The sequence below is a fragment of the Candidatus Chlamydia sanziniae genome (genome assembly GCF_001653975.1).
Lineage (GTDB): Bacteria > Chlamydiota > Chlamydiia > Chlamydiales > Chlamydiaceae > Chlamydia > Chlamydia sanziniae.
Map to the genome: position 1 here is coordinate 698,593 of NZ_CP014639.1, position 15,685 is coordinate 714,277.

Here is a 15,685-nt window from a genome sequence, read left to right on the forward strand (position 1 = left end):
TATTCATTTACTAGAATTTGGGAAGTCAGATGTACGTGCTTAGCAAACGTCTTTATCAGTGGGTAAATCGGCCTACCCAGTTAGCATTTTTGATAAGAAGGTTGCAATCATTTTCTGCAGAGTGGGTAATTGTAGCAGCTTTGTTGTTGATGCTTGGAGGGTTAGGTTGTTCTGTTCTCTCTAATGTTCGGTTAATTCCTATTTTATTATTATTTTCGTCTTTAGCATTGCCTGCGATTTTGTCTTTTCAGCATAGGGGCTATATTGTTGTTTCTGGGATTTTTCTTTCTATTTACTGTCCCAAGTATGTGATTGGGTTATCTTTGTCTTCGGGATTTTGGTCTGCTGGTTTAGGTTCTGCGTTTCTTTTAGCTTGGGGTCTTTGTTTACAAGGAATATTACTGGTTCGGGAAGAAAATGTGGAGAAAGAACAGTTATATATTCGGGTTTGTCAAGAGCTTGATAAGCTGCGCGGTATATATGAACACACAGTGGAGGATAAAGATCATGAGAAGAAGATGTTAGAGACTAAGCTTCAGGAGTACCAAATGCAATTAAGAGAAGCTTGTAAGAAACAAGAACATATTACGATGGATCTAAAAATCTTATCCGATCAGAAGAATAGTTGGTTGGAAGATTATGCCGTATTACACAATAAATATGTTCGTCTAATTTCTGGTGATGAAAGTGTAGTTTTCCCTTGGGTATCGGAGCAATCCGTTTTTCAAGAGCCAGCAGTAAATCTCCAGGATAACGAATTATGGGTACAGGCTTTACAGGAGAAAGAAGAGGGAATGGCTCGTTTACAAAATGAGCTTGCTGTAGAGAAACAAGAGCGTTACCAGTATCAGCAGCGTTGTGAGGAGTTGAGTACATCATTGCCGAACTTGAGTGATCTTCAGGAGCAACTGAAGAACTATCAGGAGCTCCTACAGCAGAAAGAAAGGGAATTGCTAGAACTGCATTGTTTAGTTGATGAGCACATAAAGAAGACTCCAGCTGCTGCCTCTTCTCTTATTGAAGAGGAAAAGCGTTATAAGGGGTTATATTATCAACTGCATCAGCAGTTTGCAGAAAAGAATGCAACTTTATCTTCTGTGAGGAAAGAGCTTTTTATTGTACGTGAGCAGTATTTGACGTTAAAGAAAAAAGAACAAACGGATTTTAAGGACATTACTTTTGAGGATATTTGTGTAATGCAAAAACTTCTTTTCTATATAGAATGTTTGGAAGAAGAAATTAGTTGTCTAGAAGAGTTAGTATCTCATAACCTGTGTCTGAAATAGCTAGGGTATGTTCCCACTGTGCACTAGGCTTATTATCACAGGTTCGTGCTTCCCACAGGTTTTGGGGATGTATAATGCCTTCTTTTCTTCCTACGTTGATCATAGGTTCTATAGTGAATATCATCCCTGGAGCTAAGGGAATCATGGAACGGTTTCTATAATGTGGAATATAAGGATTTTCATGAAACTGCAATCCAACTCCGTGGCCTACAAATTGCTCAACAACAGAGAATCCATAACGGTCGGCACATGTTTCGATTGCTTCACCTATTTCGTGGAGAAGTAGATTGGGTTTAAGAATAGTTATAGAAGCATTTAAGCATTCCAAAGCAGCTTGGCATACTTGTTTTTTTATTTCTGAGACTTCACCAATCATTACCATACGGCTACAGTCGCCATAATACCCATCGACAATGCAAGAAACATCGATGTTCATAATATCTCCGTCTTGTAGAGGAACATCGTTAGGAATACCGTGACAGATCACCTCATTAAGGGAAGTGCAGATCGTTTTTGGAAATGGAGGTGAGCCATAATTTAATGGTGCAGGAATCGCATCATATTTTTTATGTAATTCTCGGGAAAATTGATCGAGTTCTTCGGTAGTTACTCCTTTTACCGCTGCCTTACAGAGTTGGTCGAGAATCTGTGCTGTTATTTGACATGCCTGATGAATTTTTGTTTTTTGTTCCAATGTCTTTAATATAATGTTATATTGCGAGGCATAATGTTGTCGTTGAGCTTCCCAAGATATTTCTGGTACTTTGGGGTAGTGACAATGCTTCCATTTCCATTTGCTTCCACACCAGCAAGGATCATTTCTTTTCATGTGGGATTACCTAATATAAAACCCTATATTGAATGCTGTAGAGATACCTTTCAATATCAGATCTCCAGACATTAAGAATAAGGCTAAGCTAAACAATCTTTCAAGAGCAAGGAGTCCAAAAACGCCGAGAACGCGGTTGAAAAGACTAGAACATAAAAGGGTAACCAGGGAGCAGGTCCATGCAATGACTAGACCTATGAGAAGGACATCTTTAGGATAGGCATCTTCTTCCATATAACTTAAAATTGCAATGATAATTGCAGGTCCAGTAATGATCGGAAAAGCTAGGGGAAAGAAGATGGGTTCAGAATCTCTATTTTCTGGACTTGTCTTTAGAGTTAGTGATGCGTTCATCATTCGTAAAGCAACAATGAGGAGAAGAATGCCGCCTATGATTTGAAAAGAATATAGGGAGATATCTAAAAATTGAAAAAATTTTCTTCCAAAAGTTATGAAGAGAAGAAGGATGGCAAGAGCAAAAAGGCATTCTCTGAGGATGATAGATTGCTGTTTTTTATGAGAGTAATTTTTTAATAAAGAAACGAAAACAGGAATAGATCCTGGAGCATCAAACAATATATAAAATAATAAACTGAGATTGAGGATAGTTAGCATTAACATGTTTCTTTTATAAAAAAGCTTTTTGCAATCCTGAAATTAGTAATTGAGTTCCTACAATGGTAACAAAAAGTCCCAATATTGTTTGTGCGGCAAGGAGAATTTTATCTTTTCTTTTGCCTTTGAGAGAATGGAGTATCAAAGTAGCTGCGGAGATGAATATCCAGCTTAAAATGAGGATTTGAGCATTTGTGATGAACGCCTGCTTTTTTGCAATTAGAGCACAACAAGCTGCTAGCCATGAGGGCCCAATCATAAGAGGTATAGCGATAGGAGTTACACAGGGAAAGGAGTTTGGGGTTTTAGATAAGTAAAGTTTCCAATTGTCTTCTTTCGCAAGACGTAAAACTGCTCTGACTCCGGATAGGGTAACGGCGATACCTGCAACTACTTGTATGGCACAAACAGGAGTGTTGAGTACTCTAAGTCCTCCAAATGCTGCTTGATAGAGTACGAAAATTATGATAAGAGCGAAGCCACTCTCTCTTAAGAGAAGGAGAAGACGTTGTTTTTGAGAATAGTGATCAATTAGGCGGTGCAACACAAGAGTATTAGTTAGGGAATCTGCTGCTAATGCTAGAATGCATGCTTGAGGTAATAAAAAAAAAAACGGTATCATAGCAAAGCTTTTATCTCTAAGCACTATTATTTTTCAAGGTAATCTACTAATGTAGTGTTGAAAATTCTTTGAGTTTGGGAGAGAAATACCCGTGGTAAGTGAAGAAATCTCGAAAACCATACACCTTTATACTCAGCCATTTTCGTCAATTCTTTTATTTGGCCCACCTGGAGCTGGTAAAGATTTTTTAGGCCACTTCATTGCTAATGCTGGCCACCAGGTATATGTTTCTTTGGGGGACATTTTTCGACGCTATCCTTTAGAATCTCCAATTCGCAAGCTTTTTCATAAGTATGCCGTATTAGGAACGTTAATTCCTGATCGCGATGTTATCGCTATTTGGCATTATTATATTCAGGGAATGATAGCTACAGGACAGTATCTTCCTAATAAGCAAGATTTGTTAGTCAGTGGGGTTCCAAGGACATTAAAACAAGCTAGGTTATTGGATGCTTATCTCCATGTGCGTCATGTTATCCTTCTAGAGGTTGCTGATGAGACTAAACTTTTGGAGAGAACGCAACGTTCTTTGCATAAAAAAGGCCGTCTTGATGAAGTATCTGTTGAAGTGTTACAGAAGCGCTTGCAGACGTATAAAAAGGAAATAAAAGAGATAGTTCAGTACTATCCTAGACATAAAATTTCCCGTATCAATGCAGAACAAAAGTCTTTAGAAGTTCTTAGGGATATTTTATCACGTCTTGCTCATGTACTATCTCATCCATGTAATCTAGGAGATTAAAGTCCTTGAATACTTTTAGAAGAAAACGTTCTAGCTTGAGTTAGAAGCTCAGGATAACGCTCGATAATGGCTTGTAAGAGGCTAACGATTAGTTCTTCATCTAGTGGGCATTGTGATTGTGCGAGCAACGGTAGTGTTTTTTGCCATTGAAGATATTCACTATCGATGGGTTTGAGAGTATGTGCTGTCGCTTTGGTATAAAGATCGAAGGCATCTTTAGGGTGCTCTCGAGAAAAAACTATGCTTTTTTCAAGAGCTTTTTGGAAGGCAAGGGCAATTTCAGGTTCTGTTGCTTTTGTTCCCTTTTTAGCACAGACAAGAAGTTGGGGGCCTGTGGGCATACCGTAAGTATCCGAGAGAAAACATTTCATTGGCATACCAAGTGTAGCGAGCTTTACTCCTTCAATATTGTAAAAAGCACCGTAGAGAAAATCGATTTTTTTTAATAATATGGGGGAAATGAGGTCAGCACTCACATTTTTTACTTCTGAAGGTACGACACCACGGATTCGTAATGTTTCAAGAAGAGCAGAGAGGTTTCTGGAATTATTGAGGCAGACGCCCAGAACTTTATTATTCAAATCTTCGAATTTTGTAATAGAATCTCCCGCTCTATAAAGAAATCCCTGTAAAGAGGAGTCAACTAACCTACCTATGATTTGTATGGGCATGCCTTTTATTGAAGTTTTTAGTATACCAAAAGCATGGTAGAGTGCCATATCGACTTGTTCAAAGAGGATATGGGGAACTACTGAGCTTGAATCAGTATTTTTTTGAATGCGTAAATCAATGCCCTGATCTTGAAAAAAGCCTTGAGCTAAGCCTACGTAAAGGGGAATATGATTTGGGTTGGGCGTCCAATCAAGTAGAAGAGATAGCGAGGTTAGATTCTTTTGTTTAGGGCCTGGCTTTGTCTTTTTCCATAAAGGTAGCAGGGCTAGAGGAAAAAGGACGAGGAGAATACAAGTTTTATATTGTTTGAGAAAGGATTTTCGTTGGCGAGCTATTTTTTTTATGCGAAATAGGGAAAAAACAAGTTTTTCAGTTAACAAAGTGATTTGAAAAAGCATTAAGGTAAGAAATGTTAAAGTAGCAAGCCCTGCAAAGGCAAGCTCCATATCGTAGTTTCTACGGCTTTCAAGAATCAAAATTCCCAGACCTGTTTGCGAGGCTACCCATTCTCCTGCAATAGCAGCAAGTCCTGCAGATCCTATAGCAATTTTTAGTCCAGAGAATATATGGGGCAATGCATAGGGCAGGCGTAGTTTAATTAAGATTTGACTTTTTGTGGTTCCAAGGAGAATAAATTGTTCGACGAGTTCATTTGGGGTGGATGTAATTCCTTGGTAGATTGTGAGTGTTAAGGGAAAGAATATGGTAAGTGCTGTGGGAATAATAACTGCATTGATTCCCCATCCGACCCAGAGAACAATTAGAGGGGCTAAAGTAAACATTGGGGTGCATTGTAGAAGGACAAGGAGTGGTTGCAGCAGGTCTTTTGCTGATTTATAGGATAACATAATTGTTGCTAGGCTTGCAGAGAGGATAATGGCTAGAAAAACTCCCCCCAGGATGCCTTGTAGTGTTCTCCAGGAAGAAAAAAGTAATAGTGGCAACGATTGTAATGTGGTTGAAGCTATGCGTGTCGGAGGGGGACAAAGGAATGAAAAGGTGGGATGATGGCGTGACACTATCTCCCAGACAACGAGTAAAGAAAAAGTTATGGTAAAGTAGTAGAAGCCCTTTCTTTTCATTTAATTATTAGTATAAAAGAAAAATGCTAGATCATAAGGAAAAAAGAGATATGCGACAAGAAAATGATAGCTTGGGAATGGTGGAAGTTCCTGAAGATAAGTTATATGGCGCTCAGACAGCACGTTCTCTAAAATTTTTTTCCTGGGGATCGGAAGTCATGCCTTATGAAATGATTCGGGCGCTTGTATGGATTAAGAAGTGTGCTGCCAAAGCGAATCGAGACCTGGGATTTTTGGATTCTAAGCATTGTGATATGATAGTTTCTGCTGCGGATGAAATTTTGCAAGGCGGTTTTGATGAACATTTTCCTTTAAAGGTTTGGCAAACAGGAAGTGGCACCCAGTCGAATATGAATGTGAATGAGGTGATTGCTAATCTTGCTATACAACGTCATGGAGGGAAATTAGGGAGTAAGAATCCTATCCACCCCAATGATCATGTGAATAAATCGCAATCTTCTAATGATGTTTTCCCAACAGCGATGCATATTGCTAGTGTGATAAGTTTAAAAATGAAGCTTATTCCCGCACTGAATCATCTTTTGAAAGTTTTGGATGCGAAAACCGAGACATTCCGACATGATGTAAAGATTGGTCGTACACATCTTATGGATGCTGTTCCTATGACTTTGGGACAGGAGTTTTCCGGTTATAGTGCTCAGATTCGTCATTGCTTGGAAAGAATTGGATTTTCTTTAACGCATTTATATGAGTTAGCAATAGGAGCGACTGCTGTAGGGACAGGATTGAATGTTCCAGAGGGGTTTGTGAAGAAAGTGATTTATTATTTGCGTCAGGAAACGAAGGAACCCTTCACCCCTGTCTTAAATTATTTTTCTGCATTATCGTGTCACGATACTTTGGTTTATGCTCACGGTGCTTTAGCAACGTTAGCATGTGCTTTAACAAAGATTGCGACGGATTTGAGTTTTTTAGGTTCAGGTCCTCGCTGTGGGCTTGGAGAGGTATTTTTCCCGGAGAATGAACCAGGGTCTTCCATAATGCCGGGAAAGATCAATCCTACGCAATGTGAAGCTTTACAAATGGTTTGTGCTCAGGTTTTGGGAAATCATCAAACAATAATTATTGGAGGCAGTCGTGGCAATTTTGAGCTTAATGTTATGAAGCCAGTAATTATTTATAATTTTTTACAATCTGTAAATTTACTTTCTCATGGAATGCAAGCTTTCGCAGACTTTTTTGTATTGGGATTACAAGTAAATAAGATATGTTTACAGAAATACTTAAATAATTCTTTGATGTTAGTAACAGCACTAGCCCCTACTTTGGGTTATGACAAGTGTTCCAAAATAGCTTTAAAAGCTTTTCATGAAAATTTGTCATTGAAAGAAGCGTGTGTTCTTTTAGGTTATCTTTCTGAGGAAAAATTTGACCATCTTGTAGTTCCTGAAGCTATGGTAGGCAATCATTGACATGAAGACTTACTTTCCAAATTAGTGAGGGCTTGAGCAAAAAGTAGAGCACCTTTAGTTTTAGAGAAGATATGATCCACTCCAATCAATTCGTCTAGATGGTAACGTTTGAGATCTGCTAAAGGGGTTTTTTTCACTCCTGCTAATAGTAGAAGAGTTCCCTGACGATCACATTCTAAGAAGAATTCTTCTAATGCATGCATGGCAGAAGCATCTATGGTGGGGACTCGCGTCATGCAGAGGATAAAAATTTTTGGAGAGACTTCTATATCGTTGAGGAGATTCTTCAAGCGATCAGCAATTCCGAAGAAAAAAGGACCGTTAATTTCGTAGATTTCTGTATCTGGAGGGATCTCATCTTTACTTACAAAGTCTGTGTCTTTTTGTTGGTTGTCATCGTCGAAATATTTAGCTGTTGAAATTACATCAGATAAATCGCTCATTTGCTTCATGAATAAGAATGCTGCTAGCATCATTCCTACTTGTACTGCTGAAGTAATTGTTGTCATTACGGTGAGAATAAAAACAGTAAGAAGCACAATAACGTCTTTTTTAGGAGCTGTGAATAAATGGATAAAATGGTGGATGTCACTCATATTCCAAGCAATTAAAATTAAAACGGCAGCAAGACAAGTGAGAGGAATTTTCACTGTAAGCGGAGCAAGCAGTAGAAGAATAAAGCAAATGGAAATAGAATGGATAAGTCCTGCTATTGGGGTGGTTGCTCCTGATTTTATACTTGCCGCTGTTCGTGATAAGGACCCTGTTACGGGCATTCCGGAAAAGAATGATGTACCGAGATTGGCTATTCCTTGGGCAACAAGCTGACAATTAGATTGGTGTCGCCAACCGGTCATTCCATCAGCAACAACAGCCGCGAGTAAAGTTTCTAATCCCGACAAAACAGCAATGGTTAAGCCATCCGGTGTTAATTGAAGAATTTTAGTGAAGCTAAGATGGGGAAAGGAGGGTAGGGGGAAAGATGCTGGTAAAGTTCCATAGCGACTGCCAATAGTCGGGATATCTATCTTTAGTAGCCAAACGAGAGTAGTTGCGGTAATAATTGCAATCATGACTCCTGGATAACGAGGCTTATAATTACGGAAGTAGATCATAATGAGTAGGGTGAAGAGTCCTACGGCAAAAGATTTACTATCCCAGGTCCATAAGTGATCCCAATAAGCAATCCATTTTGCGATAAATTCTGTGGGGACGTTTGCTCCCATTTGTAGGCCTAGAAAATCTTTGATTTGAGAGGAAAAGATAATCACAGCGAGGCCTGTTGTGAGTCCTGTAACGACTGGGTAGGGCATGTATTTAATAAAGGTTCCTAGTCCTGCAAGTCCAAAGCCTATAAGGAAAATGCCTGCTATTAATGTTACAGTAAAAAGTCCTTCAATGTCATATTTTGCCGCTATACAATAGAGAATAGAGATAAAAGCACTTGAGGGTCCTGAGATAAGGACTCTACTCCCGCCTAAGGCTGAGGCTAAAAATCCTCCGATAATCGAAGCGAGGAGACCTTGGATTGGCGATATGCCTATGCCAATGGCTATGGCAATAGCGAAGGGAAAGGCTAAGATACCTACAGTAATCCCCGCTAAGAAATCTTTTTTAAAAGTATTGAAAGAGTAGCCTTCCTTAATGCTGGTATAAAGCTTAGGAATGAAATTTTTAAATAGAAATGGGGAAGCCCTCACTGCACAATAACCGAAAATTAAAATCCAGGAATGCTACTATTTTTCGATTCTTTTTTATCTTTGTCAAATGGTTCCTGAAATTTCTTTTACTCTTCTTCCGTGTTATCTTTGTTATCTTTTAAAAATAGTGTTTGCTGGTTGGATCAGAAGACTTTTTCCTTCTTTACCTGTGTTGGCGTTAGGAGTAAACTAATCGGCAGAATTATTTTAGAGGTTATCATGTTGAAATTCCAATTGTGTGCTTTGTTTCTGTTTGGATATGTCGCGATTGTTTTTGAACACATTGTTAGGGTGAATAAGTCTGCTATTGCTTTAGTCATGGGAGGGTTAATGTGGTTAGTTTGCTTTTCCCATATACAGGGTGCGGCAGATCATATGATCTTGGCGGAAGAAATCGCTGATATGGCTCAGGTAATCTTTTTTTTATTTTCTGCTATGGCAATCGTGGAACTCATTGATGCTCACAAAGGGTTTTTAATTATTGTTAAGTTTTGTCGCATACAATCACGGACATTGCTTCTTTGGGTGCTTATCATTTTGTCATTTTTCTTATCTGCAGCTTTAGATAATCTGACTTCAATCATTGTTATTATTTCTATTTTAAAACGTTTGGTTAAGTCCCGAGAGGATCGTTTATTATTAGGAGCTCTTTGTGTGATTGCTGTTAATGCTGGAGGGGCATGGACTCCTCTAGGAGATGTGACCACTACAATGCTGTGGATTAATAATAAGGTTACTTCTTGGGGAATTATACGATCTTTATTTTTCCCAAGTCTTGTTTGTGTAATAGTTGCTGGAACTTGTGGTCAGTTGGTCATGCGTAAGAACCGAGCTTCTTTGGTCCCTAAGGAAATAGAACTTCAATCTGCTCCTCCTAAGAGTATTTGGATTATTTGTATAGGTTTGGGTTCCCTACTTATGGTGCCTATATGGAAAGCTTGCTTAGGAGTTCCTCCATTTATTGGAGCTTTATTAGGTCTTGGTCTTGTTTGGCTAGCAAGTGATTGGGTTCATTCTCCTCATGGTGAAGATCGTTATCATTTACGTGTTCCTCATATTCTGACGCAAATTGATATTTCTTCTATTACTTTTTTTATAGGGATTTTATTGGCTGTGAATGCGTTAACTTTTTCCCATATACTTTCTACTTTCTCTTCGTGGATGGATAATTTATTTTCAAAGCATATCGTTGCTGTTTTCATTGGTCTTATCTCCAGTGTTTTGGATAATGTTCCTCTCGTAGCTGCTACTATGGGAATGTACCAAGTTCCTTTAGACGATAGTTTATGGAAATTAATTGCGTATACTGCGGGCACTGGGGGAAGTATTCTGGTTATAGGATCTGCTGCAGGTGTAGCGTTTATGGGGTTGGAAAAGGTTGATTTTTTGTGGTATTTTAAGAAAATTTCTTGGATTGCGTTGGCTAGTTATTTTGGAGGCTTACTTTCTTATTTTTTATTGGAGAGTATTTATCTTGGATGATTTTTAAATTTTTATTTTTAAGCTTTTTAGGATAATGTTTTTTAAAAAATTATTATAACCCGTATCATGCCATTTCTCTATTAGCATTCGCAGAGAAAAAGAGGGAGGTAAATATGAAAAAAGGAAAAATAGGGGCCTTACTATGTAGTTTGAGTGTGATGAGCGTTGTTACGGTTTTTTCTAAGGACTTAACAAAAGAAAATGCATTTCAAGATTTAGGCTTTATACAGCATTTAATTGAAGTAAAGTATGCGCCTTTGCCTTGGAAGCAGGTGTTATTTAATTGGAATTTAGAAGAACAAACCCAACATGCTCGTCGTCAATTGTTACTAGAAGAAAAACCTACAACAGCTTATTGCCAAAGGGTTTTTTCGAATTATGTACAATCTTTAAATGACTATCATGCTGGAATAGTTTTTTACCGAAATGAGAATGCATATCTTCCTTATATTTTAAAGCTTACAGATGATGGGCATGTGTATGTTGTAGATGTAAATACAACACATGGTGATATTAGCTTAGGGGATGAGTTATTGGAATTTAATGGTATGTTAGTAGAGGAAGCTATTGAGAGTGTTCGTTTTGGGCGGGGAAGTCTTGCTGATTATGCTGCAGCTACACGTTCGCTATTTTCTCGTTCTGCAGCTTTAGGGGAACAGGTTCCTTCAGGCATTGCAATGATGAAAGTCCGTCGTCCGAGTGGTTTAATACGTAATTCAACGACACGCTGGCGTTATACCCCTGAGCATATCGGAGATTTTTCTTTAGTAGCACCTTTAATGCCTAACCACAAAACGGACCTGCCTCTACAAGGTTGTGCGTTGTTTCGTCATAACCAACAATCATCTGTGCATGGTAGTTCTTTGTTTAGTTCGCATATGCTTCCCTATTTTTGGGAAGAAACCCATGCGCAAAATAAGCAACGCGTGAACAGTGGATACCATTTGGGGAATAAGGATGGTTTCTTCCCTGACTTTGGTAATATACTTTGGGAGCAAATTTCGGGTCCTTATCGAGCAAATATTTTCAAAGCAAGGGATAGCTCTGGGAATTTATACCGCATAGGTTTTTTGCGAATTTCTACTTATATTTGGACGGATTTAGAAAATCGTGAGCCCAATCGTCTTGAAACACCTTGGGAAACTTTTGGAGAGATCATTGATATCTTACAAAAGGAGAGTGATGCTTTAATTATCGACCAAACGAATAATCCTGGAGGAAGTGTTTTCTATCTCTATGGGTTACTTTCTATGCTAACAGATCGTCCTTTGGAGACGCCTAAACATAGAATGATTCTTACTCAGGATGAAGTAGCAACAGCATTGGAGTGGAGGGAAATGCTTGAGGGTGTCTTTACTGATACACAAGCGCGAGCTGTGCTTGGGGAGACTATGGAAGGGTACTGCATGGATATGCATGCTGTAGGAGCTTTGCAAAATTTTTCCAAGGATATACTGGATTGTTGGGCTAGTGGAGATATTTCTCTTTCGAAACCTATACCACTACTTGGATTTACTGAAGTGCAACCTCATCCACGGCATCGTTATACGAAGCCAATATTTGTATTGATTAATGAAGAGGATTATTCTTGTGGAGATTTCTTTCCTGCGATTTTAAAAGACAATGGACGTGCTGTCTTAATAGGCAAGCCGACAGCAGGAGCTGGAGGATTTGTTTTCCGGGTGACCTTCCCTAACCGTTCGGGAGTGAAATCTGTATCTTTAACAGGTTCTTTAGCAGTAAGAACTAGTGGGGAGTTCCTGGAAAATTTAGGAGTCTCTCCTGATATAGATTTGGGCTTTTCTGCAAAAGATTTGCAAACAGGGAAATATTCGGATTATATCTCGACGGTTAGATCTATTGTTACAAAGTCTCTCATGGATACAAGACAAAATTCAAAGCCTGAAGTTGAAGCTGAAGTTGAAGCTGAAGTTGAAGCTGAAGTTGAAGCTGAAGAGCTTGTAGAAACACAACTTCTTGTTCATGTGAATAGCTATGGCAAAATAGATTAGACCATATAAATGTAATTATTATAAACTGGATACGTTTTTAAGATTTTTATTTTGAAAACGTATTTTTTTATGGAAGTTATAAGAATTTTTATGCGCAAACTTATTGTATGCAATCCTCGAGGGTTCTGTTCTGGAGTTATTCGTGCTATTCAAGTTGTGGAATTGGCATTAAAGAGGTGGGGGAGTCCTATTTATGTGCGCCATGAAATTGTTCACAATCGTCATGTTGTCAATGCTTTACATGCTAAGGGTGCAATTTTTGTTGAAGAGTTAGCAGATGTTCCCGAGGGAGCAAAAGTGATTTATTCTGCGCATGGAATTTCTCCCGCTGTCCGTGTAGAAGCAAAAGCACGTAAGCTTATAGATATTGATGCTACGTGTGGTTTGGTTACCAAAGTACATTCTGCAGTAAAATTATATGCGAATAAGGGCTATCAGATAATTTTAATAGGCCATAAGAAGCATGTTGAAGTTATCGGTATTGCAGGAGAAGCCCCTGAGAATGTCATTGTTGTAGAAAATGTAGATGATGTAGAAGCTTTACCTTTTGCTCCTGAAGTCCCTTTATTTTATATTACACAAACTACTTTAAGTTTGGATGATGTTGAAGAGATTGTTGGAGCTTTACAGAAGCGTTATTTGTCGTTGGTTACTCTCCCTAGATCATCAATTTGTTACGCAACAACAAACCGTCAGAAAGCACTACAGTCGGTATTGCCGTGGGTAGGTTTTGCATTCGTCATTGGAGATATCAATAGCTCAAATTCTAATCGTCTTCGTGAGATGATTGAAAAAAGAGGCGTTTCCGCTGCATTAATTAACGGTCCTGAGTATATTTCTGAGGAGATTATGGATTGTTCTGGGAACATTGCTATCACTGCAGGGGCGTCAACTCCTGAGCATATTGTCCAGGCATGTATACGTCGACTAATTAAACTCATCCCTGGTTTAAAAGTAGAAGATGATGTATTTACTATAGAAGATGTCGTATTCCAACTTCCTAAAGAATTACGCTGTTAGCAAGTCTCTACGCAATTTTTTTTTGGTAGTAAGGCAGTTTTTTTCCAGAATTATTTTTTCTTTTCGAGAGTGTATATACCTTTTTTGTTCATTATATGTGAAGTACCCGAGGTTACTTTTATATGATGTAATCAAGTATTTCTATTCTTTATTGCATAATCCCTATGCTAAGCTTCGTATATCTCCGCAATCCTCATTGTTAAAGGAGGGGAATGTTTATGGAGAGACTCCCTGGTCAGCTCTTTATAAAATCAGCAAAGCTTTTGGTATAACTTCTCAGGACGTTATTTATGATTTAGGATCTGGATTAGGAAAAGTTTGTTTTTGGTTTGCCCATGTCATACAATGTCAGGTTTTGGGAGTAGAAAACCAAGAGAATTTTGTTCGCTTTTCTGTAAATATTCACCGCAAACTATCTTCGGGATTTACATTATTCTGCTTACAAGATTTCAAAGACATTTCATTATCGGAAGCATCTTGTGTTTATTTTTATGGTTCATCGTATTCCCGACGTGTACTAAAGGATGTTCTTCAAGCTTTTGTTTCTATGGCTCCGGGGGCAATTGTTATTAGCATTTCTTTTCCTCTAGATTCTTTTCCTTATGGAAAGAAGCTTTTCTTCACAGAAAAAAAATGTGTTGTACGCTTTCCTTGGGGAAGGACTATAGCGTATAAGAATGTTCGTAAACATCTTGATGCTTATTGATAAAGATTACGGATAGTATCATGATCAGTTTGTAGCATGTGTAGGAGAAAGTTATCCATATTTTTCCAATGATCTTTAATTTCTTCAATTGATCGTGTGATGTCATCGTGTTCTATTCTAAAGATTTCCTTATAATGTTCTGCAAATGTTCTTGTTGCAGTCTCTTTAAGTTCATAGATTTTAGACGCGGCTTCAGTAAGCTGAGAGAGTGATGAGAAGATTTTTCCTGTACTTTTAAAAAAAGTTCGTGCAGTCGCTGTTTTCCAGAATCCCGTATTTTTTTGAATGGAACTTAAAAGCTTGTCTCCAGAAATCTCTCCTATAATCGGGGAAAGAGCTCCTAGGATTCCTAGTACTGCTGTAGCGACTCCTAACCACTGAGTGATCTTAGCTTGATATTCATAGCTACTAATTAGCGCTTGAGCTTTTGTAAAGAGGAGTTGCCTTGCTTGAAGTCTTGAGAGGTTGTCTTGCTCTCGGCTATGAATCATCAGTTTCATGATTTCTGCGCATATTCTAAGCACATCAAGATTAGTTACTCTTGAATGAAATAGTGTACTCAGTTGTGCTTCAGAAAGAGCAAATTCTACCACGGGCTTTGGCAACCACTGTGAATAAGGTTTTTTAGAGTCTGAAGATGTGACAACATTAGAAGATTCATCAATTTCTTCAATATCTTTAGGTTGTTTTTCCTGTTCGCTATGGTCATCTTGTTGTTGTTGCCCTTGCTCTCCAAGACCTTCTTCTTTTTCTTGGCTTTTTGTTGTTTGTAAACTTTTGGAAATTTCAGCTCGTAATTGACTGAAAAGTCCCATAGGGCTGAGTATAGTAGATTTTGATAGGGTGCTGTCTTTAGATTTTTGAGATTCTGTATGTTTGCTATCGTGTTCTTTTGTTGTGTGTTCTTTTATTATTTGTTGAGAATATGTTTTTACTTCAAGGGTTATGAATGAAGATTTATGACGAGATTGCTCTTTTACTTCTTTAGATAGGGGGGACTGCAGTATTATGATAATAGTTTTTGTAATAGGGGTTTCTTCATTAGGAGTTGAACAAGAAGAAAATGCTAATTCAGCATTTTCTTTCATTAATTGCTTCTCCATTTTTGATGATTTTATGGTTTGTCCTAGTAAGCTTTGTGTATTTGAAGAGGGACTGCTCTGGTAGGTTGTTGATTTTGATTTTGGTGATAGCAATGCTTTCGTTAGCATACCATTTTTGATTAATAGGCTTTCTTCGGGCTTTGGTTTTAGTTTATTAGAAGTCGATTGTGAAAACATAGCTCCTGCTTGAAAGAGAAGTATCATGCATGTTTCTGATATGCTTCTTAACAGCGCGCACTGCTGTCCCTCAATTAGATTAATGTTCATTGTAGCAAGAGTCGATGCATCCTCTGTGAAAGGGTTGTCTGAAGGAAAGAGGTTCTCCTCGCTTTCAGTAGTAGGAGTAGATGTTGTTGTATAGGATACTGTCATAGATTCCTT

The 15,685-nt window shown here is 38.2% G+C and carries 13 protein-coding genes; 7 read left to right on the forward strand and 6 right to left on the reverse strand.

Going from position 1 to position 15,685, the window contains the following annotated elements:
• The first annotated feature begins 29 nt into the window (after positions 1 to 29).
• Complete coding sequence (locus Cs308_RS03040; protein WP_082905010.1) at positions 30 to 1,286, forward strand: hypothetical protein; 1,257 nt, start codon at positions 30 to 32, stop codon at positions 1,284 to 1,286.
• Here the strand turns inward: Cs308_RS03040 and Cs308_RS03045 are convergent.
• From Cs308_RS03045 to Cs308_RS03055, 3 genes are read right to left on the reverse strand one after another with little or no spacing between them, the layout of a single operon-like run.
• On the reverse strand, positions 1,240 to 2,115 hold the full coding sequence (locus Cs308_RS03045; protein ID WP_066482418.1) for a methionyl aminopeptidase: 876 nt from the start codon (positions 2,113 to 2,115) through the stop codon (positions 1,240 to 1,242). The genes Cs308_RS03040 and Cs308_RS03045 overlap by 47 nt on opposite strands.
• A gap of 6 nt (positions 2,116 to 2,121) precedes the next feature.
• On the reverse strand, positions 2,122 to 2,730 hold the full coding sequence (locus tag Cs308_RS03050; RefSeq protein WP_066482421.1) for a MarC family protein: 609 nt from the start codon (positions 2,728 to 2,730) through the stop codon (positions 2,122 to 2,124).
• A gap of 13 nt (positions 2,731 to 2,743) precedes the next feature.
• On the reverse strand, positions 2,744 to 3,352 hold the full coding sequence (locus Cs308_RS03055; protein WP_066483410.1) for a MarC family protein: 609 nt from the start codon (positions 3,350 to 3,352) through the stop codon (positions 2,744 to 2,746).
• Positions 3,353 to 3,443: 91 nt separating this feature from the next.
• On the opposite strand from Cs308_RS03055, the gene Cs308_RS03060 reads away from it, so the two are divergent.
• Positions 3,444 to 4,094, forward strand: coding sequence for an adenylate kinase family protein (locus Cs308_RS03060; protein ID WP_066482423.1), 651 nt, complete (start codon positions 3,444 to 3,446; stop codon positions 4,092 to 4,094).
• On the opposite strand, the gene Cs308_RS03065 is transcribed toward Cs308_RS03060, so the two are convergent.
• The gene (locus Cs308_RS03065; RefSeq protein WP_066482424.1) at positions 4,091 to 5,848 is read right to left on the reverse strand and encodes an ABC transporter substrate-binding protein; all 1,758 of its coding nucleotides are present in this window, start codon (positions 5,846 to 5,848) and stop codon (positions 4,091 to 4,093) included. The two genes, Cs308_RS03060 and Cs308_RS03065, sit on opposite strands and share 4 nt — an antisense overlap.
• Positions 5,849 to 5,898: 50 nt before the next feature.
• Here Cs308_RS03065 and fumC point away from each other — a divergent pair, with 50 nt between their 5' ends.
• Positions 5,899 to 7,281 (forward strand): class II fumarate hydratase, encoded by a 1,383-nt coding sequence (fumC, locus tag Cs308_RS03070; RefSeq protein ID WP_066483412.1) that lies wholly within the window; start codon positions 5,899 to 5,901, stop codon positions 7,279 to 7,281.
• On the opposite strand, the gene Cs308_RS03075 is transcribed toward fumC, so the two are convergent.
• Positions 7,275 to 8,981, reverse strand: a complete 1,707-nt coding sequence (locus Cs308_RS03075; RefSeq protein WP_066482426.1) for an SLC26/SulP family anion transporter — start codon at positions 8,979 to 8,981, stop codon at positions 7,275 to 7,277. The two genes, fumC and Cs308_RS03075, sit on opposite strands and share 7 nt — an antisense overlap.
• 219 nt (positions 8,982 to 9,200) lie before the next feature.
• On the opposite strand from Cs308_RS03075, the gene Cs308_RS03080 reads away from it, so the two are divergent.
• From Cs308_RS03080 to Cs308_RS03095, 4 genes are all read left to right on the forward strand, one after another.
• Positions 9,201 to 10,463: an NhaD family Na+:H+ antiporter gene (locus Cs308_RS03080; RefSeq protein WP_066482428.1), complete on the forward strand. Its 1,263-nt coding sequence runs from the start codon at positions 9,201 to 9,203 to the stop codon at positions 10,461 to 10,463.
• A gap of 113 nt (positions 10,464 to 10,576) precedes the next feature.
• On the forward strand, positions 10,577 to 12,475 hold the full coding sequence (locus tag Cs308_RS03085) for a protease-like activity factor CPAF (protein ID WP_066482430.1): 1,899 nt from the start codon (positions 10,577 to 10,579) through the stop codon (positions 12,473 to 12,475).
• Between the two features lie 90 nt (positions 12,476 to 12,565).
• On the forward strand, positions 12,566 to 13,495 hold the full coding sequence (gene ispH, locus Cs308_RS03090) for a 4-hydroxy-3-methylbut-2-enyl diphosphate reductase (protein WP_066482433.1): 930 nt from the start codon (positions 12,566 to 12,568) through the stop codon (positions 13,493 to 13,495).
• Entirely contained in the window at positions 13,458 to 14,201 is a 744-nt protein-coding gene (locus Cs308_RS03095) for a class I SAM-dependent methyltransferase (protein ID WP_066482435.1), read from the forward strand. The genes ispH and Cs308_RS03095 overlap by 38 nt, the downstream gene beginning before the upstream one ends.
• Here Cs308_RS03095 and Cs308_RS03100 read toward each other — a convergent pair.
• Positions 14,195 to 15,676 (reverse strand): hypothetical protein, encoded by a 1,482-nt coding sequence (locus tag Cs308_RS03100; protein ID WP_066482436.1) that lies wholly within the window; start codon positions 15,674 to 15,676, stop codon positions 14,195 to 14,197. The two genes, Cs308_RS03095 and Cs308_RS03100, sit on opposite strands and share 7 nt — an antisense overlap.
• Positions 15,677 to 15,685: the final 9 nt, after the last annotated feature.